This window comes from Haloferax namakaokahaiae, from assembly GCF_042663225.1.
GTDB classification, from domain to species: Archaea; Halobacteriota; Halobacteria; order Halobacteriales; family Haloferacaceae; genus Haloferax; species Haloferax namakaokahaiae.
In genome coordinates this window covers 566,497-588,679 of the sequence record NZ_JBHTAA010000001.1, presented here as the reverse complement: position 1 = coordinate 588,679, position 22,183 = coordinate 566,497, and the positions used below count along the sequence as shown (strand labels likewise).

General features: G+C 62.7%; 24 protein-coding genes and 1 tRNA gene. 15 read left to right on the top strand and 10 right to left on the bottom strand.

The window, feature by feature from the left end:
• Positions 1 to 39: 39 nt before the first annotated feature.
• Together ACFQJC_RS03215 and ACFQJC_RS03210 are read left to right on the top strand one after the other, a co-directional pair.
• Positions 40 to 216: a hypothetical protein gene (locus tag ACFQJC_RS03215; RefSeq protein ID WP_390221807.1), complete on the top strand. Its 177-nt coding sequence runs from the start codon at positions 40 to 42 to the stop codon at positions 214 to 216.
• 546 nt (positions 217 to 762) lie between these two features.
• Positions 763 to 1,146, top strand: a complete 384-nt coding sequence (locus ACFQJC_RS03210; protein WP_390221806.1) for a hypothetical protein — start codon at positions 763 to 765, stop codon at positions 1,144 to 1,146.
• 64 nt (positions 1,147 to 1,210) lie between these two features.
• Here ACFQJC_RS03210 and ACFQJC_RS03205 read toward each other — a convergent pair whose 3' ends face one another.
• Positions 1,211 to 1,573, bottom strand: coding sequence for a HalOD1 output domain-containing protein (locus ACFQJC_RS03205; RefSeq protein ID WP_390221805.1), 363 nt, complete (start codon positions 1,571 to 1,573; stop codon positions 1,211 to 1,213).
• A complete protein-coding gene (locus ACFQJC_RS03200) occupies positions 1,566 to 2,009 on the bottom strand; it encodes a DUF7344 domain-containing protein (protein WP_390221804.1) in 444 nt (147 codons plus the stop codon). Before ACFQJC_RS03200 ends, ACFQJC_RS03205 begins: the two co-directional genes overlap by 8 nt.
• A 294-nt stretch (positions 2,010 to 2,303) precedes the next feature.
• Between ACFQJC_RS03200 and ACFQJC_RS03195 the strand changes: the two genes are divergently transcribed.
• Complete coding sequence (locus ACFQJC_RS03195) at positions 2,304 to 3,227, top strand: HFX_2341 family transcriptional regulator (RefSeq protein WP_390221803.1); 924 nt, start codon at positions 2,304 to 2,306, stop codon at positions 3,225 to 3,227.
• A 30-nt stretch (positions 3,228 to 3,257) separates the two neighbouring features.
• Here ACFQJC_RS03195 and ACFQJC_RS03190 read toward each other — a convergent pair whose 3' ends face one another.
• Both ACFQJC_RS03190 and ACFQJC_RS03185 read right to left on the bottom strand, forming a co-directional pair.
• The gene (locus ACFQJC_RS03190) at positions 3,258 to 4,313 is read right to left on the bottom strand and encodes an enolase-like domain-containing protein (protein WP_390221802.1); all 1,056 of its coding nucleotides are present in this window, start codon (positions 4,311 to 4,313) and stop codon (positions 3,258 to 3,260) included.
• 93 nt (positions 4,314 to 4,406) lie between these two features.
• Complete coding sequence (locus tag ACFQJC_RS03185; RefSeq protein ID WP_390222326.1) at positions 4,407 to 5,168, bottom strand: DUF1405 domain-containing protein; 762 nt, start codon at positions 5,166 to 5,168, stop codon at positions 4,407 to 4,409.
• A gap of 112 nt (positions 5,169 to 5,280) precedes the next feature.
• On the opposite strand from ACFQJC_RS03185, the gene pdxS reads away from it, so the two are divergent.
• On the top strand, positions 5,281 to 6,189 hold the full coding sequence (pdxS, locus tag ACFQJC_RS03180; RefSeq protein WP_390221801.1) for a pyridoxal 5'-phosphate synthase lyase subunit PdxS: 909 nt from the start codon (positions 5,281 to 5,283) through the stop codon (positions 6,187 to 6,189).
• 108 nt (positions 6,190 to 6,297) lie between these two features.
• On the opposite strand, the gene ACFQJC_RS03175 is transcribed toward pdxS, so the two are convergent.
• The 3 genes from ACFQJC_RS03175 to ACFQJC_RS03165 form a co-directional block, all read right to left on the bottom strand.
• Positions 6,298 to 6,789 (bottom strand): universal stress protein, encoded by a 492-nt coding sequence (locus tag ACFQJC_RS03175; RefSeq protein WP_390221800.1) that lies wholly within the window; start codon positions 6,787 to 6,789, stop codon positions 6,298 to 6,300.
• A 134-nt stretch (positions 6,790 to 6,923) separates the two neighbouring features.
• Positions 6,924 to 7,805 carry a homoserine kinase gene (locus ACFQJC_RS03170; RefSeq protein WP_390221799.1) on the bottom strand — a complete coding sequence of 294 codons (882 nt, stop codon included), beginning with the start codon at positions 7,803 to 7,805 and terminating at the stop codon, positions 6,924 to 6,926.
• 60 nt (positions 7,806 to 7,865) lie between these two features.
• On the bottom strand, positions 7,866 to 9,575 hold the full coding sequence (locus tag ACFQJC_RS03165) for a histidine kinase N-terminal 7TM domain-containing protein (RefSeq protein ID WP_390221798.1): 1,710 nt from the start codon (positions 9,573 to 9,575) through the stop codon (positions 7,866 to 7,868).
• A 95-nt stretch (positions 9,576 to 9,670) separates the two neighbouring features.
• On the opposite strand from ACFQJC_RS03165, the gene ACFQJC_RS03160 reads away from it, so the two are divergent.
• The 3 genes from ACFQJC_RS03160 to ACFQJC_RS03150 all read left to right on the top strand — a co-directional run bounded on the left by ACFQJC_RS03160 (position 9,671) and on the right by ACFQJC_RS03150 (position 13,264).
• Positions 9,671 to 10,984, top strand: a complete 1,314-nt coding sequence (locus ACFQJC_RS03160) for an NAD(P)/FAD-dependent oxidoreductase (RefSeq protein ID WP_390221797.1) — start codon at positions 9,671 to 9,673, stop codon at positions 10,982 to 10,984.
• 139 nt (positions 10,985 to 11,123) lie between these two features.
• The gene (locus tag ACFQJC_RS03155; RefSeq protein ID WP_390221796.1) at positions 11,124 to 11,783 is read left to right on the top strand and encodes a TetR/AcrR family transcriptional regulator; all 660 of its coding nucleotides are present in this window, start codon (positions 11,124 to 11,126) and stop codon (positions 11,781 to 11,783) included.
• A complete protein-coding gene (locus ACFQJC_RS03150) occupies positions 11,780 to 13,264 on the top strand; it encodes an MATE family efflux transporter (protein ID WP_390221795.1) in 1,485 nt (494 codons plus the stop codon). The genes ACFQJC_RS03155 and ACFQJC_RS03150 overlap by 4 nt, the downstream gene beginning before the upstream one ends.
• 63 nt (positions 13,265 to 13,327) lie before the next feature.
• Here the strand turns inward: ACFQJC_RS03150 and ACFQJC_RS03145 are convergent, their stop codons facing one another.
• Positions 13,328 to 13,924, bottom strand: coding sequence for a DUF6149 family protein (locus tag ACFQJC_RS03145; protein ID WP_390221794.1), 597 nt, complete (start codon positions 13,922 to 13,924; stop codon positions 13,328 to 13,330).
• A 107-nt stretch (positions 13,925 to 14,031) separates the two neighbouring features.
• On the opposite strand from ACFQJC_RS03145, the gene ACFQJC_RS03140 reads away from it, so the two are divergent.
• The 6 genes from ACFQJC_RS03140 (at position 14,032) to mptA (ending at position 18,689) form a co-directional block, all read left to right on the top strand.
• The gene (locus ACFQJC_RS03140; protein ID WP_390221793.1) at positions 14,032 to 14,931 is read left to right on the top strand and encodes a winged helix-turn-helix domain-containing protein; all 900 of its coding nucleotides are present in this window, start codon (positions 14,032 to 14,034) and stop codon (positions 14,929 to 14,931) included.
• Positions 14,932 to 15,027: 96 nt separating this feature from the next.
• Entirely contained in the window at positions 15,028 to 15,411 is a 384-nt protein-coding gene (locus ACFQJC_RS03135; protein WP_390221792.1) for a hypothetical protein, read from the top strand.
• Between the two features lie 106 nt (positions 15,412 to 15,517).
• Positions 15,518 to 16,759 carry an NAD(P)/FAD-dependent oxidoreductase gene (locus tag ACFQJC_RS03130; protein ID WP_390221791.1) on the top strand — a complete coding sequence of 414 codons (1,242 nt, stop codon included), beginning with the start codon at positions 15,518 to 15,520 and terminating at the stop codon, positions 16,757 to 16,759.
• 129 nt (positions 16,760 to 16,888) lie between these two features.
• Positions 16,889 to 17,134 (top strand): hypothetical protein, encoded by a 246-nt coding sequence (locus ACFQJC_RS03125; RefSeq protein WP_390221790.1) that lies wholly within the window; start codon positions 16,889 to 16,891, stop codon positions 17,132 to 17,134.
• A gap of 144 nt (positions 17,135 to 17,278) precedes the next feature.
• A complete protein-coding gene (locus ACFQJC_RS03120; RefSeq protein WP_390222325.1) occupies positions 17,279 to 17,674 on the top strand; it encodes a DUF7124 domain-containing protein in 396 nt (131 codons plus the stop codon).
• An 88-nt stretch (positions 17,675 to 17,762) separates the two neighbouring features.
• Positions 17,763 to 18,689 carry a GTP cyclohydrolase MptA gene (mptA, locus tag ACFQJC_RS03115; protein ID WP_390221789.1) on the top strand — a complete coding sequence of 309 codons (927 nt, stop codon included), beginning with the start codon at positions 17,763 to 17,765 and terminating at the stop codon, positions 18,687 to 18,689.
• Positions 18,690 to 18,708: 19 nt separating this feature from the next.
• Here the strand turns inward: mptA and ACFQJC_RS03110 are convergent, their stop codons facing one another.
• Both ACFQJC_RS03110 and ACFQJC_RS03105 read right to left on the bottom strand, forming a co-directional pair.
• Positions 18,709 to 19,512, bottom strand: a complete 804-nt coding sequence (locus tag ACFQJC_RS03110) for a TrmB family transcriptional regulator (protein ID WP_390221788.1) — start codon at positions 19,510 to 19,512, stop codon at positions 18,709 to 18,711.
• 72 nt (positions 19,513 to 19,584) lie between these two features.
• Entirely contained in the window at positions 19,585 to 21,231 is a 1,647-nt protein-coding gene (locus ACFQJC_RS03105; RefSeq protein ID WP_390221787.1) for a DUF255 domain-containing protein, read from the bottom strand.
• A gap of 157 nt (positions 21,232 to 21,388) precedes the next feature.
• Here ACFQJC_RS03105 and ACFQJC_RS03100 point away from each other — a divergent pair, with 157 nt between their 5' ends.
• Together ACFQJC_RS03100 and ACFQJC_RS03095 are read left to right on the top strand one after the other, a co-directional pair.
• Positions 21,389 to 21,874 (top strand): FxsA family protein, encoded by a 486-nt coding sequence (locus tag ACFQJC_RS03100; protein ID WP_390221786.1) that lies wholly within the window; start codon positions 21,389 to 21,391, stop codon positions 21,872 to 21,874.
• 170 nt (positions 21,875 to 22,044) lie between these two features.
• A tRNA-Ile gene (locus tag ACFQJC_RS03095) sits at positions 22,045 to 22,118 on the top strand.
• The last annotated feature ends 65 nt before the right edge of the window (positions 22,119 to 22,183 follow it).

The window sequence follows — 22,183 nt, the reverse complement described above, 5'->3', positions numbered from 1 at the left end:
GGCACAAGAATTTCGCGTCTCCACTTCCAATCTCTGACCATGAAACACGAGTGCACCTACTGCGGATGCGACATCGAGCGCCACGACCCGGTTTTCGTGAATGAGGGCGCGAACCAGCGCGACAATCAAACGGGGCAGTTCTGCAACTACGGGTGTCTCGCCGCGTATTTCGAACGGGAAGAACTGGCGATTGGGACGACCTGCGAACTACCGTGAAAACGTACCTCAGCTCTTCCCATTTTTCATAACCCCAATCTACCCTCAGCAGAGCCGCGACTCTAACGATTCGTCGTAAACGGCTCAACACGTCGAACTTCCCCCGTAGAGCAGGTACTCTACTCATTTAGAAAATCTGTACGAGTTCCGCTCGACGTAGTCGTCTAACAGCAGGCTGAACCGGCGGAACAAGATGAAAATGTTGGTGATTGCGACCACTATCAAAATGAGGGGCCACAGGTCGAACGAGACTCTCAACTGTAGCATAAAGAAGAACACGAGGCCAACGATTGTCACTACACCACTCTCTCCGATGTACCAAACAGCATGACGAAGATAACCCATGCTACTACCATTCGCTTGAGAATAATATGTCTGGCGAATAACAAGATGTCTGCCTCTCGGTAGATTGGATCAGGTTCAGTCCGAGTCGAGTCGATGACTCCAGACGCAGAACACGAAATTTCGCAGACCGAGTATGCTGGCCAACTGAATCCCCGACAATCATGTCGATAGAACTTCAACTCCGGCCCGGAACCACATCACATGGACCGACGGTTTCTCATCGTCATCGGCGCGTTTGACCTGCTCATCGTGGCCGGTGCCACAATCCTCGGACTCTCGTCTTCGCTCCCTCAACTCGTTTGGTTAGCGTCGTTCGCCCTCGCTGGACTCCTGTTCGTCGTCGCCGGAGTTCGAGAATCGGTGACTGTCGGTTCGAGAAGGGTTCGCTGGAACGTGTTTGCGGGACTCGGCTACGTCTTTTTCGGCGTTGGGATGCTCGCAAACACGCTTCCGATGCTCGGCGGCGACCGACAGGAGCTGTTCCTCGGTGGCTTCATGCTGGTCACGCTCGTCCCGGTGATGCTGTTCTTGGGTATCGACTACCTCCGCGGCGGCGTCCACTTCGATATCTCGAAACTGGAGTAGTGGCGTGTGGGAACGTTCGAGGTAAGTGAAAACGTTCGAGGCGAGTGACGACCTGTGGTTGCTTCTACGGCAGGTCTGCGTTGGTCGCCTCGTAAACCTGTATCCAACCATCGCTCCGGACTTTCACGAGGTAGTCGGTGTACTGGAACTCGACGTTCCCAACACCCTGTCGAGAGCCATTGGTCACGTCTGGCCCGAAGAAGGCGGCTTCGATGGCTGGCACGTCCACAGAGTCGTACAGCGGTGGCGACTTCAACTCCATCGGAGCCACGCCTTTGGCCTCTGCGATTGCGTAGACGATTGCGGCCGTGAGTTCGCCCCCATCCTCGGGCTCGTATTGGCGCTGAGTTACCAGCGACCAGTTCGTGCCGATGCCAAACCCCGTGCTGTCGTCGCTCGTTGCTCTGTCGTCGGTATCCTTACTCATCCATCTCACTCCGTGCGTGCACTTCTTGATTGGCGTCCTTGCTGGCACCAATTCCTTCGAGGACGGTCAACACTTGTTCGGCGTGTTCGGCCGTCGAAATCGTCTCGGTCGTCTCATCGAACGTGATTACGCCTACATCGACCAGTTTCGGGACGTGGGCGTGATACAGCGAGACGTACACCTTTTCGCGCTGGTCTGCTGTGACTTCGTGTTCGGGAATTCCCCACTCCCACGCGGTGATTTTCGTCGCCAAGTCGGTCATCGACCACTCTGTATTTTCGAGAAGCGTGTAGCACAAGTACCGCCGTCGGGAGTGACCCAGCGCCTCGTACACCGGTTCGATTGCGAGTATCTCCGGTGGGGGAGGGAGCTTCGTATCGGGTGATGTGGACACGTCGGATGATATCCCCTCGTTCACCTTTCGTTCGCCAGCCATGAGCGTAGAGACAGTGAGAGCGGTATTAACAATTTCTCGAATTAGGTAGAATAAGGTGATTTTCCTCCCGACTTTGAGTAATTTTATCCACATCGTATGCGGTTCACGAATCAATCGACCGGGTCGGCCCACAGGCGTGTGCTCCACTATCGACGAACGGAAGAGAGCAACATCAATTGCCGAGGAGTCGAATGCGAGGTCGAGAAACCGGAAACGCGTGGCGACCATCGACAGCGAACAGAACAGTGGCCGTGAGACTGGCTCTTTAATAAATGCCACCTCTACGTCCCACGTATGCAGACGCACATCGTTCCCGTCGGGTTCGACTACGACCGACTCATCGCGCCGCTCATCCGCGACCAGTTGGACGTTGACCGCGTCATCTTACTCGAAGGGGCCGTCGGGAGCGAGGCGAACGTCGAGTACTCTCGAAACCTCTCGAAGAAACTCGAAAAAGACTTTCAGAACCTCCTCGGCGCGGAGACCGAGCGCGTCATCGTCTCGGACGTGTACGACTACGACGCCGCCTTCGAGGAGGCCTACGACCTCATCAACGACGAACTCGACGCGGACGACGAGCGCCGGGGAGAAGAGGAGAAACCCGGCGAAGTCTGGGTGAACGTGAGTGCGATGCCCCGGCCCGTCTCCTTCGCCTTCGCCACCGCGGCGCACTCGATTATGGTGGAGCGACAAGCCGACAGAGACCGGATTCACACCTACTACACGGCACCCGAGAAGTACCTCGAAACCGAGTTGGCCGAGGAACTCCGCGGGACGGGAAACCTCCTCGAATCAATCCTCGAATCGGGCGAAATCGACGAGGACGAGATTCGCAAACACCTCGACACCGCCGACGACTTGCTCTCGGAGTTCGACGAGCGCGGGACGACCATCGGCGCGAAGAAAATCGGCGACCGACACATCGTCGAACTTCCAGTTGCCTCCTTCTCGAACGTCAAACCGTTCGAGGAGGTCATCCTGTTCAAACTCGGCGAACACGGAGAGTTCGGGTCCGTCTCGGAACTCGCCGAGGCGCTGGCCCGCGAGATGAACGAGGAGTACACCGACTCCTTCCGGTCGAAGGTCATCTACAACGTGGACCGTCTCGGCCCCGGTGGGAAAGGCTACATCGAGCAGAAAGAAGTCGGGAAGTCCTACCAAACTCGTCTGTCTCGCATCGGCGAGTTGTGGGTGCGCTCGCACGCTGACAACGAGTAGCGAGGAGAACGAGGAGAACGCGACCGAGTATTAGAAATCCAGCCCTGACGGTTCACTACCGGGTTCGAGCGGACTGGTTTCGAGACCTGCCGGCGGTTCGGGGAGGTTGTAACCGCCGGGCGCGACGTCGTTCGGACCGTCGGGGTAGAACACCGATGCGAGCAGTTGGATGTGGCCGCGGCCCACGTCGAGTTCGAACTGTCCGCCGCCGTAGAGGCTCATCCCTCTCTCCTCGGCGTATTCGATAGTCTCGAACAGCGATTCGACCGTCCCGAAGCGCGAGGGTTTGATGTTGAGCCACGAGGGTTCGAACGGCAGGCTCTCGACCGATTCGACGCCCGTAATCGGTGCGTCCCACGAGACTCTCCCCTCCTCGCCGTCGAACAGCGGGCGGGTCTCGTCGGTAAAGGCCGGGTCTTCGACGACTGCGTCGGGGAAGCCAGACAGCACGCGCTCGTAGAGGTCGGCATCGGGTTCTTGGTCCACGGTGGTTCCTTCGTATCTACCCTTGAGGTCGAGGATGCGGACGCAGTCGAGGTCCGAGAGCGTCGCCACGAGGTCGTCGTCCCACGCCGAGATGGGGTCGAGTTTGAACTCCGTGTCCGAATCGCGGTCGAGGAGCATCTCGATGCGGTCTGCGCTCGGGTCGTCGCCGAGGCGGGTGCTCACGACGAACCGGACAGGACTCCGCTCGCGGCCGACAGCAGACGCGAGGTCGGTATCCTGCTGCCGGAGTGCGAGGTCGAGACCCGCCGATTCGAGCGCCCAGCGACGGTAATGCTCAGATGATTCTCGCTCGGGTTCTTTCGTCGGAAAGAGGTCCACCTCGTCGAGGGCGGCCGAGAAGTCGGCGAACGAGTCGTAGTCGCCCGCGAGGCCGAACACGTCGTCGGACGTCTCCGCGAGGGCGTCGTGGTCTTCCGTGTCGTAGGTCACGTCCTCGCCGCGGCCGGTTTCCCCCTCGCCGGTAAACGAGAACACCGTCGTCTTGCGGAGGAAGTCGCTTGAGGTGTCGCGTTCGAACTGCTCGCGCGAGACGGCGTCGATAGAGAGCGAGAGGTCGGCGACGTGGTCGAACAGGGTCATCGAGCAGTGGTTGGTGCGCGACGCAGAAAAGCGTGGGTCAGTGCGGAGAAGTGTGAGGTCAGCGCAGAGCGTGTCGAATCAGAACGGGGCGACTCAGAGCGTCCCGAGTTCGAGCTTTTTGATTCGTGTCGCCAGCGCGACGAAGGTGGCGAGGAGCGTCAGGAACACGGCACCCGCGGCGGCGACTTGGAGCACGGTCGTTCCGTAGGCCATCGCGGAATCTGCGAGGGGGAGCGCCGTGTGGTGCGGGTCGCCGACGATTGGGTAGAAGTAATCGACGAGGTCGTTGAACGCGTACCAGCCGACGGCGACGGCCACAGCGCCAATCGGGAACTCCGAGTAGCGCTGGATGAGGAACGCTTCGACCACCATGGCGAGGTGGCTGAAGAACAAGAAGAGGTACATCGGGAACCACGTGTACGCGAGGAAGGAGTCGGCGAACGCAGCGAGGACGAAAGGCGTCCAGAGGCCGAGTTTCCAGCACCCGAAGAAGGCGAGCGCGTTTACGTATTCGTTCGAGCGACCGAGTTTCCACAGGGCGAGCGAGAGGGCGATAAACAGCGTTGCGACGGGGCTATCGGGGACGAACGGCCACATCACGAGCGGCTCTTGGGCGAACTGGAGTTGGATAACTGGGTCGGAAAACGGGTGGATGCCGTAGTACCAGAAGCCGAAGGCGGTGCCGACGAGGTTGACGACGACGACGAGCCACGCGATGTTGAGACCGAAGTTCTCCAGCCATCGCGGAAGGGGTGCGAGCCACCACGGGAGGTTCGTGTGTGGCGGTAAGTTCTCGTCTCCGAACAGGCGGCTTGGGTCGTCGATGTATCGGCGAAGTTGCGTCGCCACGTCCATACTGTCGCCATGGAGGGTGACCGGAAAGCCGTGCCGGTCTTCCGAACACCACTGTGACATGTATTCACGGGCGGAAGTAACCGCTTAAGTACGGCCAGTCCAACCACCGGATATGCCTGAGGAGACCGACCTCAACGAACTCCGCCGCGGGACTGAACTCGTCAAGCGCGGATTCGCGCAGATGCAGAAGGGCGGCGTCATCATGGACGTCGTCAACGCCGAACAAGCGAAGATTGCCGAGGAAGCGGGGGCAGTCGCGGTGATGGCCCTCGAAGCCGTCCCCGCCGACATCCGCAAGCGCGGCGGCGTCTCTCGGATGGCCGACCCCGAGACGGTCACGGAAATCATCGACGCCGTCTCCATCCCGGTGATGGGCAAGGCGCGCATCGGCCACTACACCGAAGCGCAGATTCTCGAATCCATTGGCGTGGACATGGTAGACGAGAGCGAAGTCCTCACCCCCGCCGACAACGACTACCACATCGACAAGCGCGAGTTCACCGCCCCGTTCGTCTGCGGTGCTCGCAACCTCCCCGAAGCGCTCCGTCGCATCCACGAGGGTGCCGCGATGATTCGCACGAAAGGCGAGGCTGGCACGGGCGACGTGAACCAGGCGGTCACCCACCAGCGCACCATCAAGCACCAGATTCGTACCCTGACGGGTCTCCAGCACGACGAGCGCGAGAAGTGGGCACGCGAGCACGAAGCCCCGATCGACCTCGTCCACGAGACCGCAGAGATGGGTCGGCTTCCGGTCGTCAACTTCGCCGCGGGCGGTATCGCCACGCCCGCCGACGCCGCGCTCATGATGTACCACGAGTGCGACGGCATCTTCGTCGGCTCGGGTATCTTCGGTGCCGAGAACCCCGAAGTGATGGGCGAGGCAGTCGTCGAGGCCGTCAACAACTGGGACGACCCCGCGAAACTCGCCGAGATTTCGTCGGGAATCGGCAAAGGCATGAAAGGCGAGGCGAACGTCGATATGCCCGAAGAGAAGAAACTCCAAGGCCGCGGCGTCTAACGCGAGTCTTTCTCACTCTCGTTTCAGTTTTCCACACGGCGAGCGACGCGCTCGGCGGGTGAGAAAACAAAAGGAAGGTGTGTCGCTCCTCGCCTCGCCGTCTCGCGCTCAGGCCGAGAGACTGGCCGCGTTCTTCGAGGTCGCTTCGTCTTCGTCGGCGAGCAGGACGGTCACTGGCCCGTCGAAGTTGAGCATGACCTTCTGGGTCACGTCGCGGGAGATGAGTTTCCCGGCGGGCGAGCGGCGGCGACCCGAGATGAACAGGTGGTCGCAGGCTTCCCAGCGCGCGGTTTCGAGGATGGTGTCTTCTTCCGGGCCGATGTCGGCGATGACGCGGTACTCCACGTCGATGCCGTCGAGCGCGTCGCGGGCGAGTCGCTTCGCCTTGCGCGAGGCCGAATCGACCGCTTGGTCGATACCGTAGACGACGTCCGAGGAGTTGACGGCGGCGAGCGCCGAACGCGTCTGCTCGAACTCTTTCTCGGGGAGGATGGTCAGGACGACGAGTTCCGCCCCGCTGCCGGCGGCGAATGCGCCCGCTTCCCGGAGGATTCGCTTGGACCGCTCATCTGGTGTCACGACGACGAGTGCTCGTTCCATGTTCGTAGATATTATGTGAAGATGATAAAAGCCTTCTCGGAATCGTGCTAGCACGAACCATGTTATTCTGTTACGAAGTCTGAAACGAGCGAAATCGGCAAAATAGGCTGTGCGTGTGTTTGTCTATGTACGAGTCAGAATTCGAAAATTTCTGCTCCGTTCCCGACTCGCGTCTTGTAGGCGCGGGCGTCCACGTTGGTCTCGTCGAAGGCGGCGACCATCGCCGCCGCAACGCGGGTCCGGTGCTCGGGTCGGCAGGCGGCGAGGACGGACGGGCCTGCCCCCGAGACGGTGACGCCCGTCGCTCCCGCGTCGAGGGCGGCCTCACGAACGAGTTCGTAGCCGTTGATGAGTTCCGCTCGGGCGGGCGTGACGATTCGGTCGTCCATGCCCGCGCCGACGAGTTCCGGGTCGCGGCGACACATCCCGACGGTCAGCGTCGCGGCGTGGCCCACCGTGTGCACGAGGTCTTCGATATCGGCGCGATTTGGAACGACGCGCCGCGCATCGCGGGTCGAAACCGCGATTTCGGGGAGACAGGCGACCAGCGGGATGTCGGTATCGACCGTCGTCACACCTGCTGCGGATGCGACGGTGAAGCCACCGAGCAGCGCGGGCGCGACGTTGTCCGCGTGCGCCTCGCCGGAGACGACTGCCTCGCCCTCGGCGGCGACGGGCACGAGTTCCTCACGGGACAATCCGCGGTCGTACAACTCGTTGAGCGCGAGCGCGGCGGCGGCGGAACTCGCCGCCGAAGAACCGAGTCCGGAGGACGGCCGAACGCCCTTGTCGATGCGGATGTGAGCGGGCGCGTCGAGTTCCTCGGCGACGGCCCCGACGACGTTTCGGTTCGGGTCGGTCGGGATGTACTGACTCCCGACGCCCGTCACTTCGATCGTTGTCCGGTCCGCCTTCTCGACGTGAACGACGTCTGCCGGGCGGTCGAGAGCGACGCCGAACACGTCGAAACCACTCCCGAGATTTGCGCTCGTCGCAGGTGCGCGGACCGTAACCATGCCCCGACTTCCCGTATCGCAGATAAAAAGCTGGCGAACGTCGCAACCGTCCGCGTCCGCCTAATCGTTCGTCGTCGCGTCCACGTCGGCCGTCGAGAACTCGACGCCGGTGAACTCGAACCGCGCCCCGCCCTCGTCGCCAGTCGTCAACTCGACGTCCCACCCGTGAGCGTCCGCAATCGAGCGGATAATCGGCAGTCCGAAGCCGGTCCCGTCTTCGTGGGTGGTGTAGCCTCGCTCGAAGACCCGTTCGCGCTCGGACTCGGGAATGCCCGGCCCGTCGTCTTCGACGAAGAAGCCGTTTTCCAGCGCGCCGACCCGAATGTGAACGTCGCCGGTGGGAGACCCGTGTTCTATCGAGTTCCGAAACAGGTTCTCGAACAGTTGTCTGAAGCGCCCGCGGTCGGCGTCGATGGTCTGTTCGACGTTCACGTCCAGTGTCGCCTGCTGGGCCGCGACGCTGTCCCACGCCTCGCGGGCAATCGTCTGTACGCCGACCGGCGAGAGGTCAGAGAGCGTCTCACCCTGCCGAGCGAGGGTCAGTAAGTCTTCGATAATCTCCTCCATCCGGTCGTGGGAGTCCTCGACCCGGTCGAAGTACTCGTCGTCGCCGGTCTCTCTCGCCAGTTCGAGGTAGCCCGAGGCGACCGTCAGCGGGTTTCGAAGGTCGTGTGAGACGACCGAGGCGAACTCTTCGAGACGGTCGTTCTGGCGTTCGAGACGGCGCTCTCTGCTCTTTTGTTCGGTGATATCGCGGATGACGACCAGTCGCCCGGCCGTCGGGCCGCCGCTGAGTGGCGTCGAACTCACGAGCACGTCGTGCTCGCGTCCGTCGATTTCGACCGTCGTCTCGACCGAACTCTCGGTGGTCAGCGCCGTCGCAATCGACGACGCGACGAGTTCGTCGATAGGTCGTCCGTAACACGCCGCCAGGTCGGCGCTGAGATACCGCTCGCCCGTCGGGTTCGCGTCGAGAACCCTGTCTCGGTCGTCGATGACGATTGCACCGCCTTTCATCGACTCGGCGGCGAGTTCCCACGCGATGGGGACGAGGGTGAACAGACGGTGTCGATAGACGCTCCAGGCGACGGCCCCCGCAGCGAGGCTGAAGGCGAGTGCTGGCAGGTTCAAGCCGGGCGTGGGGTTGTAGTCCGAGATGTAGACGAGACCCGCCACGGCGGGGACGAGTCCGCCGACGAGGAGACCGACGGTCTGCTTCTGAAAGAGTTCGTCCGCGACGAGGAGGGTTCGGAGCAACAGGCCGACCCCGATGACGATGAGTGTGTAGGCGTAGATGATGAACGCGAGAAAGCCGATGTTGTGGTCGTTGACGAGTACGACGTAGCCGAGTTCGTTCGACAGGGCGAGGCCGTCCCAGATGAGGTTGTGCACGCTGTTCGTGAAGACGAGCGCGACGGTCACCAGTGGGACGCCCGACAGCGCCGCCCAGACGGGTTTCGGGACGTCTTCTATCCCGGTGTGGCGGAGGATGTACGCGAACCAGAGCAACGGCACCGGTGCGATGCCGAGATACTGAACCTGATTGAGCAACACCACCGTGGCGAAGTCGGTTCGAGAGAGTTCGAGCGCGTAGACCCCCATCCAGAATCCCGACGCGAGAAGCAGTAACGCTCCCTGCGTCGCACCGGGAAGCGCACGATTCGCGTCGTTGCGACGCAGCAGGTGGACGCCGAGAACGACGAAGAGCGCCGCACCGACCCCCAGCGGAAGGGTGTACGGTGTCACCTGCCAGTCTGCCGCGCTGTACATTGCTGTTACTCGCTCTCGGATACGAGGGGTTAAGCTTCACCCTCCTGGCAGGGACAACCAGAAAGGACTTTCCACCACACCGATAACTCCGAGGCATGATAGGCATCGTCGGCGGCGGCATCGCAGGTCTCGCCGCGGCGCACCGACTCCAAAACCGGGGTCACGACGTTCGTATCTTCGAAGCCGCGGAGTCGCTGGGCGGACTCGCGGCGACGTACCAGACGAAGGGCGACGACATCGAGCGGTACTACCACCACCTCTCGAAGTCCGAAGAGACAATCGTCGAACTCGCGGAGGAACTCGGTCTCGGCGACGACTTGGAGTGGCGTATCGGCAAGAACGCCTACTACGTCGATGGCGTCGTCCACCCGCTCGATACGGCGTGGCAAATCGCCGCCTACCCTCACATGAGCTTCTACGACAAGTTCCGACTCGGGATGCTCACGCTCGGCATCGACGTTCGCGGCGGCATCCCCGACTTCGACGCCTACAACGACCTCGAAGCGTACGAGCACGTCCCCATCAAAGACTTCGTGGTCGAACACACGACGCAGGGCGTCTACGACAACTTCGTGGACCCGCTCCTCGACGGGAAGTTTGGCGAGCGCAAACACGACGTGTCGGCGGCGTGGTTCCTCGGACGCGTCAGGTTCCGGGGCGAACGCGACCTGCTTCGCGGCGAGATTCTGGGCTACTTCGACGGCGGATTTGCGCCCTTCATCGACGCCCTCGTCGAGGCCGTCGGCCGCGAGAACATCGAGACCGGTGCGCGCGTCACGGAACTCACGACGAACGACGATTCGGTGGACACACTCACCGTCGAGACGGAAAACGGAATCGAGACGCACGAAGTCGATTCGGTCGTCGTCGCGGCGATGCCGAACGTCCTCGAAGACCTCACCGGCTTCCAGTGCGACATCGACTTTCAGGGCGCAGTCTGCGGACTCGCCACCATGTCCGAGTCGCTGATGGACACCTACTGGCTCAACATCGCCCACGACGCCCCCTTCGGCTCGCTCATCGAGCACACGAATTTCATCCCCAAAGAACGCTACGGCGGCGACCACCTCCTCTACGTCGCCAGCTACGTCCAAGGTCCCGAAGAAGACCTCTGGCAGATGAGCGACGACGAAGTCGAAGACGTGTGGTTCGGAGAAATCGAGTCGATGTTCCCCGACTTCGACCGCAGTTCGGTCACCGACTTCAAGGTCTCTCGCAACCCCCGCGCCGGCCCGGTGTACGAACGCGGCTATCTCGACCTCGTCGTCCCCTACGACCTCGCCGACGACGTCGCCGAGGGCGTCTACTACGCGGGCATGGCCTCGAAGGCGCAGTACCCCGAGCGCTCGCTCAACGGCGGCATCGTCGCCGGCTACGAAGTCGCCGACCGTATCGACGAGAAGTCCTGAGCGCTTCGCTCGACATCTCTCCCTCGCCGTTCTCCCCTTCGAGGACCACCGCCCGCCCACGATATTCTCACGCACGCTTTCCGGCAAACGGTCAGCCGACCACAATCGCTTTTTACGCCACTGACTGACTGGTCAGTTAGTGAGTGCGGAATCACCCTCCGACCAGTCGGTCCCCGACGAGGTCCACGAGACGCTGATGGAGGCGACCTATCGGGCGCTGTGCGCCGAGGGGTACGCCAACCTGACGATGCAACGAATCGCCGACGAGGCGGGAAAGAGCAAGTCGCTCCTCCACTACCACTACGGCACGAAACACGACTTGCTCCTCGCGTTTCTCCGGCACCTGATGGAGCGCTTCGACGCGAAAGTCGATGCGACCGAGGGTGACGCGCCCGACGAGCGACTTCGGTATCTGCTCGACAAGATGGTCCCCAACGACGGTGGCGACGGCGACGACGACGAGTACGACACCTTCGGTCTCGCGCTGATGGAGTTGCGGACGCAAGCGCCCTACGACGAGGCCTACCGCGAGCAGATTGCGAAGAACGAGCGCGTCATCCGCGAGCGAATCTCGGCGATTATCCGCGACGGTATCGAACGGGGCGTCTTCCGCGAGGTGGATCCCGACCGGATGACTGCACTGTTGTTCGCCGCACTCGACGGCGCGCGCCTCCAGCGAGTCGTCCTCTCCGAGGCGACCGACGACGAGTCGGCGATTCATCCGCGCGACGTGCCGACCGAAGTTCGCACCGCCATCGACAAGTTCGTCCTCTCCGACCTGCTGACGGAGGACCGATGAGCGCGAAGACGCGCGACGTGAACCTCGTCGATGGCGGCCTCGTCAAGCCGATGTTGGTGCTGTCGTTACCCATCGTCCTCTCGCAGATAATGCAGGTCGCCTACAACCTCGCCGATACCTTCTGGGTGGGTCGCGTCGGCTCCGAGGCCGTCTCAGCGCTGTCCTTTTCGTGGCCGCTCGTCTTCCTCATGATTTCGTTCGGTGGCGGCTTCACCGTCGCCGGGACGGTGCTCGTCGCCCAGAACAAGGGCGCGGGCAACCACGACGAAGTGGACCACGTCGCCGGTCAGACCCTCGGGTTCGTGATTCTCTTATCAGCGATCTTCGCGGCTATCGGCTACCTCGTCACGCCGATTCTCCTCCCGCTCATCGGGACGACGCCGGGGACGGAAGTCCACCAACTCTCGGTCGAGTACACGAGAACCATCTTCCTCGGCGTCTCGTTCATGTTCGGCTTCTTCATCTTCCAAGCCCTGCTCCGTGGCTGGGGCGACACGAGGACCCCGATGTACCTGATGGCCTTCGGCGTCGTCATCAACGTCGTCCTCGACCCCTTTCTCATCCTCGGGTTCGACTCGAACCCCATCTTCGGGGTGCTCGGCCTGAGCGCGCTCGGCAACTCGCTGTTTGCCGCGACCGGCTTCACCGGATTCGGCGTGCAGGGTGCCGCGATTGCGACGGTGTTCTCTCGCGGCGTCGGCGCGCTCGTCGGCTTCTGGCTCCTCCTCTCGGGGCGCGTCGGCATCGACCTCTCGCCGCGCGACCTGCTCCCCGAGCGCGAGACGGTCGAGAAAATCGTCCAAATCGGCGCGCCGTCGAGCATCGAGCAATCGACGCGCGCACTGGGTGTGACGGCGCTGACCGCGCTCGTCGCCTACGCCGCCGTCAACGCCGTCGGCGTGAACACCGAAATCGCCGTCGCCGCATTCGGTATCGGCAACCGCCTGACCTCGCTCGTGTTCCTGCCCGCAATCGGATTGGCGCAGGGTACGTCCACGGTGGTCGGCCAGAACCTCGGTGCCGACCGGGCGGACCGCGCAGAGCGCGCCGTCTTCTGGGCGGTCGGTCTCATCTCGGCGGTCCTGGTCTTCGTCTCGGCCGTCGCGTACTTCTTCGCCGGTCCCATCGTCGCGGTGTTCATCCCCGGCGAGGAAGCCGTCATCTCGGTCGGTATCGACTACCTCACCATCGTCGGCCCGACGTTCCTGTTCCTCGGGGCGTTCAACGTCGTCAACGGCGGGTTCCGCGGCAGTGGCTCGACTCGCACGGCGATGGCGTTCTCGCTCGTCTCGCTGTGGGTGCTTCGGATTCCCGCCGCGTTCGTCCTCGTCCAGTTCTTCGGGATGGGACCGACCGGCGTCTGGTACGGCATCGCCTTCTCGAACGTCGCCGCGGCGCTCCTCGCGTTCGCGTGGTTCACCCGCGGGACGTGGAAAGAGAGCGTCGTCGAGACTGGACGGCCAGTTCCGGGCGACGACTGAAATCGGATTTTCTCGGGCCGTTTCTCTCCTCAGGCCGTTTCTCTCCTCAGGCCGCTTCTTCTCTCAGGCCGCTTCTTCGTCCTCTACGTCCTGCATCCCGGGCGCGGCGTTCAAATCGACGCTCTCCGGCTCTTCTTTCCCGCCGACGTTGAGGTTGCCTTCGGCGTCTTCGACGTAGGCGTCGTCGGCGAACCCACCCTCGGCGTGGGGGTGCTCGGGGTCGTCGAGTTTCTCCATCGTCGTGGGGGCTTCGGGGATGTCGATAGTCTCGAAGTCGCCGAGCGGGTTGGCGATGTCGATGTTGTAGCGCGAGAAGAACGCCTCGTAGCGCTCGTAGTGCGTTTCGAGTTCATCGACGGGGAACTCCATCATCTCGGTCCAGCCGTGGTTGTAGAAGTCGAAGTTCGACTGGATGTGGGTGATTTCGCGGGCCTCTGCCTCCGGGAAGCCGGATTCGAGCGCGGCGACGTAGGTGTCGAACGTGCAGTCGAAAAACGCCTCCATGTGGGCTTCGCGTTCTTCTCTGTGGTCCGGGTCGGCGCGCTCGCCGAAGATGCGGACGTGCAGGTCCACCAGCTTTTCTGTGGCGATATCGCCGACGACCGGCATCGTGAGTGCTTTCTTCGCCGCGAAGTGGCGGATGTTCTGCCGAAGCTTCATTCCGTCGTCGGCTTCGGGTCGAAAGCACCTAAAGGGCACGTGTATGGAATTGGACAAAAGGAGATTTTACTACTCCGTTTATTATTCTCGTGTACGTGGATTGAATCATGAGTGACTCCGTTTCGGCTCGAAAGCGGTCGATTCTCGACTGCGAGGAGTGTCTCGCGCCCGCCGAGGCCTTCTCCATCGTCGCCGACGAGACGCGATTGGCGATTCTCGAAGCGCTGTGGGACTCCGAGGACCGACCGGTTCCGTTCTCCGAACTCCGCCGCCGCGTCGGCGTGGACGACAGCGCCCGTTTCAACTACCATCTCGGCAAACTCCGCGGCCAGTTCGTCAAGAAGACCGACGAGGGCTACGACTTCCGTCTCGCGGGCGAGAAAGTCGTCCGCGCCGTTCTCGCTGGCACGTTCAACGAAGACCCGGTGGTCGAACCTTTCGTCGCCTCCGGCTCGTGTGTCTCCTGTGACGGCGACCTCGTCGCCACCTATCAGGACGAACGCCTGACGCTCACCTGCGATGCGTGTGGTCGAATTCACGCGCACGAGGAGTTCCCGCCGGGCGGCCTCGACGGCCGGTCGCCCGAGGACCTTCTCTCGGCGTTCGACCAACGCGTTCGCCACCTCCACTGCCTCGCCGCCGACGGCGTCTGCCCGGAGTGCGGCGGCACGACCGAAACCTTGCTCTCCTCGGAGACGGCCCCGTTCGACCTCGACGTGGTCGTGAGCCACCGCTGCTCGCAGTGCGCGTACACCGTCGTCTCTCCCATCGGGCTGGTCCTGTTGGACGAGTCGGCCGTCCTCTCGTTCCTCTCCGCGCGCGGCGACGACGTGTGCGGGACGCGCTTTTGGCACTTCCCGTGGGTCGTCGGCGACGACGCGCTCACCGTCGTCGATACCGACCCGTGGCGAATCGAGGTCACCATCCGCCACGAGGACGAGGAACTGACCGTCGAACTCGACGAGTCGCTCCAGTGCGTCGATTCGACCGTCGAAACTGTCTATTAATTTGCATAAATCCGCTCCGGTAAGTGGGCTTACAAAAATATCATTCTGCTTACCCTTTTAGGGTCATAGCCCATCTGTAGAGATGAGGACAAAGACATGACCCACACCAACTACCTCGGACTTCCGGACCCGCTCGACCCCGCTCCACACGGTCTCGGAACGCTCGCAAACACGGTTGTGCTCACCGTCGCCGCGGTCGTGGGCATCGTCGCCGCTGCGGTGGCCGCGACGCTCGTCGCCCCGCTCGCTCCCGGTCTCGGACTCCTCGCGGTGTTCGCTGGCTGGCCAGTCGGCTTCGTCGTCGCGGTGGTCGCACTCCGCGCCGGTCTGCTCGCCATCGTCAGAACTGGCGTCCCCGCTGACGCTCGCACCCTCCTCCGCCGTGTTCGCGGCGGTCCCACCGGAGACGCCCTTCCCGATGCGACGCCCCGCCGGATGACCGACGGTGGTCGCCCCGACGACACCGAAGACGACCGTTAACCCGACTCAGTCACCTCTCTCGGGCTTCTCTGCGCGTTTTTCCGTCTTCGGTATAATAATGAGGGAGATAGCAATCCACATTAACCCCGAATGCAAACGTCGGGTTATGAGCCAGTCGTACGTGATCGTCGGTGACGGCGTCGCGGGGGCTTCCGCGGCTGAGACCCTCCGCGAGCTGGAACCCGATGCGAACATCACCATCCTCACAGACGAGGGCGAACCCCTCTATAATCGTATTCTGATCAAAGAATTCGCCAAGGGTAAACTGCCCGAAGCGCCCATCTCCATCCACGACGAATCGTGGTACGACGACCGCGACGTTGACCTCGTTCTCAACACGCTCGTCACGAACATCGACCCCGAGGCGCACACCGTCACCGCACACGACGGCTCGGAATACTCCTACGACAAACTCCTTCTCGCCATCGGCGGCACCCCGACCCAACTCCCCGTCGAGAACTCCGACGCGGAGGGAATCCACCACTTCTGGACGTTCCAGGACGCGCGCGACATCAAAGAACACATCGAACAAGCAGACAACTCCGTCGTCATCGGCGCGGGCCTGCTCGGCATCGACCTCGCGGCGATTACGGCCGCACAGGACGTCGAAGGCAAGTACCTGATGCGCGGCAAGGCGTGGTGGCGCTACGCGCTCTCCCAAGAAGGAGCAGAGATTATCCACAACGCGCTCCGCGAGCGCAACGTCGAACCCGTCTTCGACTCCGGTGTAGACCACTTCGAGATGGACGACGACGGCCAGGTTACGGCCGCTATCGACCCCAACGGCGACCGCTACCCCGCGGACTTCGTCGGCATCGCCATCGGTCTGAACTTCAACACCGAAATCCTCGACGGCACGGACATCGAGTACGACACCGGTATCCACGTCGATGAGTTCATGAAGACGAACCACGACGACATCTTCGCCGCGGGCGACATCACCGAGTTCCACGACGTCATCCTCGGCGAGCGCGCCCAGAACGGCGCGTGGGGGTCGGCGAAAGAGCAGGGCACCATCGCGGCCAAGAACATGGTCGAGTACGAGAGCGAAGAGTTCCGCTGGGTCTCCTCGTATTCGATTACGCACTTCGACTTCCCGTTCCTCTCGTTCGGTCACCCGACCCTCGGCGACGAGTCGGTCGAAGCGAAGTACTCCGACACCGAGTGGCGGCGTCTCGCCATCAAGGACGGCAAAATCGTCGGCGGCGTCCTCATCGGCGACCTCTCGCCCCAGACGAAGTACAAGAAGCTCATGCGCGAACAGGTCGATATCTCCGGACAGACGGACGTGCTGATGAAACAGCAGTTCGAACTCGACGACCTCGAAGGCGCGGCAGCAGAGCAGTAATCTCTCTTTGGCGTCACGCCCGACGCCGGTTTTCTCAACGCGATAGACGACCGAACGTTCACAGACAGCGGCGGGTACACCCGTCGAATATCACGAAGGTTTATGTGGCTTGGTGGTATGTGATAACACATGTCACTAAAGGACGAATCGTCAGCTTCGGTTACGGACCTCGCAGTCGCCCCTTCTGTCGTTCCCATCTCGGACGTTTCTCCGGATACGCGCGTTCATCACTTCGACCAGTTGAGTGACCGCACCCAGCAGGCCATCGTCGATGGGTCGGTGTCTGGCCACCTCGACCTCGACCTCGAGACGGAGTCTACGGGCCTCGCTCGCGGTGACGTCGTCGTCTTCACCGAGTACCTCCTCGTCCGGTAAGTCCTTCTCTCGCCGCTCGCCCCTCCCCGAGCGAACGCTCGGTCGGTGCTGGCGGGGAACGCTCTTCCCCGACGAGGACCGAAGTGGTTTTCCACGTCTCGTCACCAATTCCCGCACATGTCTGCTGAGGGCGGTCAAGGGACGATGACGCTCGCTTTCGAACTCGAGGCGCTCAAGCGCCTCGGCGACCCGAACGCGGCGTTTAGCGACGCACGAACGTGGACGAAGTACGTCGGTGTCGTCAGCGAGAAGCCGACGTACGTCGTGACGAACTTCACGCGCAAAGAGCGAATCCGCCAAGACTTCTTCTCGGGTCCACGCGGCGTCAAAGAGAGCCTCGAAAACGTGATGCGTCAGTTCGACACCGACCGGCACGTCTTCGTCGGGACGACCGACGAGGACCGCGAACTCGCCGAGGAGACGGGGTGGGAGTTCCTCCCGGTCGAAGACGCTGCGGCGGCCGCCGAGTGGGAACTCGCTGGTGACCGAGAGCCAGTCGAAGACCCGTTCGAAGACGACGGCCGCGACGACTGGCCGTAGTCGTTGGTGTCGGCAGTAATAAGGCTTCTTCCAGTGATTCTGTTCCCTATCGAAAGCACTAATCAGCAACAGCCCTTTCCAACCAGCGATGAGTCACCAGTTGCCTGACGTTCAGGCCTCTCAACCAGACGTGTCCGTCGGTTTGAGCCAGGTCGGCGTCACTGGCGTCGAGAAGCTCGTCAAGATTGCCCGAGGCGACAAGCGCCCGTTGGTCCTGATGGCGGATTTCGAAGTCTTCGTGGACCTCCCCGGCGGCCGCAAGGGAATCGACATGAGCAGAAATATGCAGGTCATCGACGAGGTTCTCGAAGCCGCCGTCGAAGAACCCGCCTACCGCGTCGAAGATATGTGTGGCGACGCCGCCGAACGACTCCTCGCAAAACACGAGTACACCTCGACGGCCGACGTCCGAATGACGGCCGAACTCGTCGTCCGCGAGGACACCCCCGCGAGCGGGCTTTCCACGCAGAGTACGATTCAAATCATCGCCAGCGCGACAGCCACCGACCAAGGCACCCGCGAAGAAATCGGTGCCGAAGTCGTCGGTATGACGGTCTGTCCCTGCTCGCAGGGCATGTCCGAATCCCGTGCCCGCGACGTGTTACACGACCTCAGCGTCGATGAAGACACCATCGAGGAGTTCCTCAGACAGGTCCCACAACCGGGCCACTCCCAGCGTGGCCACGCCACGCTCACCGTCGAAACCGAAGGCTCGCCCGACGTGGACCTGATGGACCTCGTCGAGATGGCCCGCGACTCCATGTCGGCGCGTATCTACAACCTCGCAAAGCGGCCGGACGAGGACCACATGACGTACCACGCCCACGCCGACGCGAAGTTCGTCGAAGACTGCGTCCGCTCGATGGCCGAATCCGTGGTCGAAAACCTCGACCACCTCGCCGACGACACCGTCGTCCACATGAAGCAGTCGAACGACGAATCGATTCACCAGCACAACGCCCACGCCGAACGAGAAGTGACGCTCGGGCAACTCCGCGCCGAAGTCGAAAACTAGAGCGACAGCCCGGAGAGAACTAGAACGACAGCGGCACTGCGGCTTCCCAGCGCGGATTAAACGTTTCTCGCAGGTTCGCCGCGAACTCTGGGTCTTTCAGGTCGATGAGTGCGAAGGCTTGTCCGGGGTCCATCGGATTCGGAACCTCGATACACACTTCGACACCGTCGATGAGGTTGAACACGCCAGTGACGTTCTCCGCGGTTCGGACGTGGAAGCCGGGGTGGTCGGCGAGCGTATCGACGTACTGCTGGCCGACGCGTTCCGGGAGGCTCTCGACGAGGTCAGGCGACATGAGCAACGACACGTCCACGCCGCGGTCGAGCGCCGATTCGAGTTCTTCGAGGACGATATCGCCGACTGCACCGAGGTCGAACTGTGGCGAGGGCGTGCCGGCGACCATAATGAGGCTCTCGTCCGCCGCAGCGAGGCGCTCGATGAGCAGGTCTATCGTCTCGTCGGCACCGACCGCGGCGGTCCAGAACTGGTCGTGAACCGGCTCTGCGGCGTCGAGTTCGACGGCGAGTTCGTCCACGACCGATTCGTACTGCGATGCCTTCTCTTCGAGTTCTTCACGCTTGCTTTCGAGCAGTCGGTCGAGCGCGGTGTCGGGTTCGACCGCGACGTACTTCTTCGGCCGACTCGCGGCCTGACTCCGGATGAGGTGGTACTGTTCGAGGCTGTTCAACACGTCGTAGATGCGTCCCATCGGAACGTCGCTCGCGCGGGACAACTCCTTCGCGGTTGTCGCACCGACGCGGAGGAGTGCACGGTAGGCTCGCGCTTCATACTCAGATAATCCGAGGTCTCGAAGACTGGCCATAGCGGCACGTCTCATCACTCCGGTATAAACAAACCGGATGTTTACACTAGTTACCGGTTGGAACTGAGCGCACTACGCGTCCGGTGTTACCGCCGAAACGGCCTGCATCAACTCTTCTGGAGTGGTTGCTTCACGTTCTTGTTCACCGCTACTGACACGCGCGCGGCCGTCTTCGATTCCCGATTCAGGGATGATAACCGCCTCGTGGTCCGCGACGCGAAGCGCGGCGCGGTGGAGGTCCGACCCGACGTCGCCGAGTTCGATTACCAGCGGGTCGCGGAGGAGGCGCGCCGAGACGGCCCCGTACTCGGCGACTTGGACGCCGATACGGTCCCACGCGCCAGCGAAGGACCCCACGACGTCCGAGGCCACCTCGCGGTAGGAGTCGTCGCCGGTGAGCACCGCGAGGTCCACCAGCGCGTTCGCCATCTCGACGTTGGCGTCGATGGGTCGCAGCGGGTGCGAGAGTAAGCCCTCACCCGAGTCGGGACCGTCGAGGAACGACCCGTCGTCGAGCAGGGTGTCGATTGCGGTGTCTGCGACAGACCGAGCGAGTTCGACCGGCGACGTGCCGCCGACGCCGTCGGTGCCGAGGACCTGTCGCGCTCTGCACGCCGCCGCGACGACGCGCGCGTGGTCTTGGAGCAAGCGCGTCTCGCCAGCGCCGCCGCCTGACGAGAAATGGGTCACGACGCCGTCATCGACGAGGTCTCCGGCGATTCGACCGAGCGTCCGCCGGGCAACGCTGCGGGCGTCTTCGTCGTCGGTGAGACCCGCCAAGACGAGCAGTGCGTCCACGGCGAGAGCGTTGCCGCCGGCGTAGACGGTGAGGTCGGAGCGCGGGCCGGGCGCACCTTCGCGCCCCTCTTCGTCCAAGAGATAGTAGTCGGTACCGTCTGCCGGACCCATGCTCCCGCCGAACCCGGTTCCGGTCCAGAGCGACTCCTGCAAGAACGTGGCCGTCCCGAGCGCCGGGTCGAGATAGGCCTCCTCGCCGGTGTACCGATAGCCGTTTGCGAAGGCCCGCAGGAGCGCGGCGTTGGATTCGAGCGTCTTCTCGCGGTTCTGCCCGGCCCAGTTGGCCTTGCTGGCGTATCTGAAGAAGCCGCCTTCGACCGGGTCGTAGAGGCTGTCGCGCACTGCATCGAGCGTCTGGAGCGCCCGTCGCTGGTCGCGCTTCAACGCGAACTCGATGGTCCGCGGCATCGGGAACTTCGCGGCATCGCCCCATCCACCGTGTTGCTCGTCGAAGACGACCGAGAGCTGCCCGGCGATGTGTTCTTCGATGCGCGGGGCCACCTCGCCCGCCGGTGGCTTGTCGCCCGCGAGCGCCCGCGGCATTCGCCCGGCGTCGTCTCCTTTCTTGTCCCACACCTCGCGGACGCGCTCGATGACCTGCCGCATCCCCGTCGGGCGCATGAACGTCGCGCCCGTCATCGGGAGTCCCTCGGGCGTCAGGAAGACCGTCGAGGGAAAGCCACCCATGTTGTATCGCTCGCGGATGCGCGGTTGGCGGTCCACATCGACGCGAATCGGGACGAAGTCGTCGTTGATGTTCGCCGCGATACGCGGTTCGCCGTAGGTCTCGGCGTCCATCTCGTGACAGTCCGAACACCACGTCGCGGTCAGCGAGAGCAGAATCGGCTTGTCGGCCGCCCGTGCCTCCTCGAACGCGGCGGCACCCCATCGACGCCACTCGACGCGCGTCTCGTCGGTCATACCCCCTTCTGCGCAGTGGACGCGGGTAAGCGCTTCGAGGCAGGCCAGTCGGCTGTCAGTTTTCATCGTGCACGGCGTGGAATTTTCCGCTTCGTCGGGATGGTTCGCCCGTGTCAGGGACAAAAGGGCTATGCACCGCGAACCGGTATGGTCGGCTATGCGTACGCGCACACTGCTCGCGCTCTTGCTCCTCATCCCCCTCTCCGATGCGCTGTTGCTCGTCGTCGTCGCGCAGTACATCAATCTCGTACCGACGGTCGCGCTGGTCGTCCTGACCGGTCTCGTCGGCATGCTGCTCGTCCGCGCGGAGGGGCGACACACCCTTCGCTCGCTCCAGACCAAATTCGCCGGCGGCGAGTTGCCGACGAACGAACTCATGGACGGCGGCCTGCTCATCGCCGCGGGTGCGTTTCTCCTCACCCCGGGTCTCGTCACCGACACCATCGGCTTCCTGCTCGCCATCCCGGTGACGCGCTACCCCATCCGCGAGGTGCTCAAGCGCGCCGTCGTCAAACCCTACCTCGACAAGCAGGCCGAGGGCTTCATCTCCGGTAACGTCTGGGTCGGCGGGTTCCCGCAGGACGACGGCGTCTACGACGCCGACCCGAACTCCTACCGATTCGGCGGCGAGGACTCCGAATAACCCACTTTTCGTTCGATTCGTGATTTTCTGGCTCGATTGACCCTCACAGAGAGTTGTCTCGCTTGCCGGAAAATCGCGTGACGACGCAGACATTCAATAACACATCTCACCGCGCCTCCGAAAAGAAAGTCTTAAAATCAACAGCGCACAACGAGTGAATGCGCTTACCTGGGCCAATAGCTCAGTCAGGTTGAGCGCTCGGCTGATAACCGGGAGGCCCGCGGTTCAAATCCGCGTTGGCCCACTCCCATTGGCAACGATTCGTTGCCGATGTGAGTTAGGGGCTGAAACTCCCCGGCCACCCAACTT

Excerpts from the sequence above, each read along its gene's own strand:
- ACFQJC_RS03215 (WP_390221807.1), top strand. The coding sequence starts at position 40 with ATGAAACACGAGTGCACCTACTGCGGATGCGACATCGAGCGCCACGAC.
- ACFQJC_RS03210 (WP_390221806.1), top strand. The coding sequence starts at position 763 with ATGGACCGACGGTTTCTCATCGTCATCGGCGCGTTTGACCTGCTCATC.
- ACFQJC_RS03205 (WP_390221805.1), bottom strand. The coding sequence starts at position 1,573 with ATGAGTAAGGATACCGACGACAGAGCAACGAGCGACGACAGCACGGGG.
- ACFQJC_RS03200 (WP_390221804.1), bottom strand. The coding sequence starts at position 2,009 with ATGGCTGGCGAACGAAAGGTGAACGAGGGGATATCATCCGACGTGTCC.
- ACFQJC_RS03195 (WP_390221803.1), top strand. The coding sequence starts at position 2,304 with ATGCAGACGCACATCGTTCCCGTCGGGTTCGACTACGACCGACTCATC.
- ACFQJC_RS03190 (WP_390221802.1), bottom strand. The coding sequence starts at position 4,313 with ATGACCCTGTTCGACCACGTCGCCGACCTCTCGCTCTCTATCGACGCC.
- ACFQJC_RS03185 (WP_390222326.1), bottom strand. The coding sequence starts at position 5,168 with ATGGACGTGGCGACGCAACTTCGCCGATACATCGACGACCCAAGCCGC.
- pdxS (WP_390221801.1), top strand. The coding sequence starts at position 5,281 with ATGCCTGAGGAGACCGACCTCAACGAACTCCGCCGCGGGACTGAACTC.
- ACFQJC_RS03175 (WP_390221800.1), bottom strand. The coding sequence starts at position 6,789 with ATGGAACGAGCACTCGTCGTCGTGACACCAGATGAGCGGTCCAAGCGA.
- ACFQJC_RS03170 (WP_390221799.1), bottom strand. The coding sequence starts at position 7,805 with ATGGTTACGGTCCGCGCACCTGCGACGAGCGCAAATCTCGGGAGTGGT.
- ACFQJC_RS03165 (WP_390221798.1), bottom strand. The coding sequence starts at position 9,575 with ATGTACAGCGCGGCAGACTGGCAGGTGACACCGTACACCCTTCCGCTG.
- ACFQJC_RS03160 (WP_390221797.1), top strand. The coding sequence starts at position 9,671 with ATGATAGGCATCGTCGGCGGCGGCATCGCAGGTCTCGCCGCGGCGCAC.
- ACFQJC_RS03150 (WP_390221795.1), top strand. The coding sequence starts at position 11,780 with ATGAGCGCGAAGACGCGCGACGTGAACCTCGTCGATGGCGGCCTCGTC.
- ACFQJC_RS03145 (WP_390221794.1), bottom strand. The coding sequence starts at position 13,924 with ATGAAGCTTCGGCAGAACATCCGCCACTTCGCGGCGAAGAAAGCACTC.
- ACFQJC_RS03140 (WP_390221793.1), top strand. The coding sequence starts at position 14,032 with ATGAGTGACTCCGTTTCGGCTCGAAAGCGGTCGATTCTCGACTGCGAG.
- ACFQJC_RS03135 (WP_390221792.1), top strand. The coding sequence starts at position 15,028 with ATGACCCACACCAACTACCTCGGACTTCCGGACCCGCTCGACCCCGCT.
- ACFQJC_RS03130 (WP_390221791.1), top strand. The coding sequence starts at position 15,518 with ATGAGCCAGTCGTACGTGATCGTCGGTGACGGCGTCGCGGGGGCTTCC.
- ACFQJC_RS03125 (WP_390221790.1), top strand. The coding sequence starts at position 16,889 with ATGTCACTAAAGGACGAATCGTCAGCTTCGGTTACGGACCTCGCAGTC.
- ACFQJC_RS03120 (WP_390222325.1), top strand. The coding sequence starts at position 17,279 with ATGACGCTCGCTTTCGAACTCGAGGCGCTCAAGCGCCTCGGCGACCCG.
- mptA (WP_390221789.1), top strand. The coding sequence starts at position 17,763 with ATGAGTCACCAGTTGCCTGACGTTCAGGCCTCTCAACCAGACGTGTCC.
- ACFQJC_RS03110 (WP_390221788.1), bottom strand. The coding sequence starts at position 19,512 with ATGGCCAGTCTTCGAGACCTCGGATTATCTGAGTATGAAGCGCGAGCC.
- ACFQJC_RS03105 (WP_390221787.1), bottom strand. The coding sequence starts at position 21,231 with ATGACCGACGAGACGCGCGTCGAGTGGCGTCGATGGGGTGCCGCCGCG.
- ACFQJC_RS03100 (WP_390221786.1), top strand. The coding sequence starts at position 21,389 with ATGCGTACGCGCACACTGCTCGCGCTCTTGCTCCTCATCCCCCTCTCC.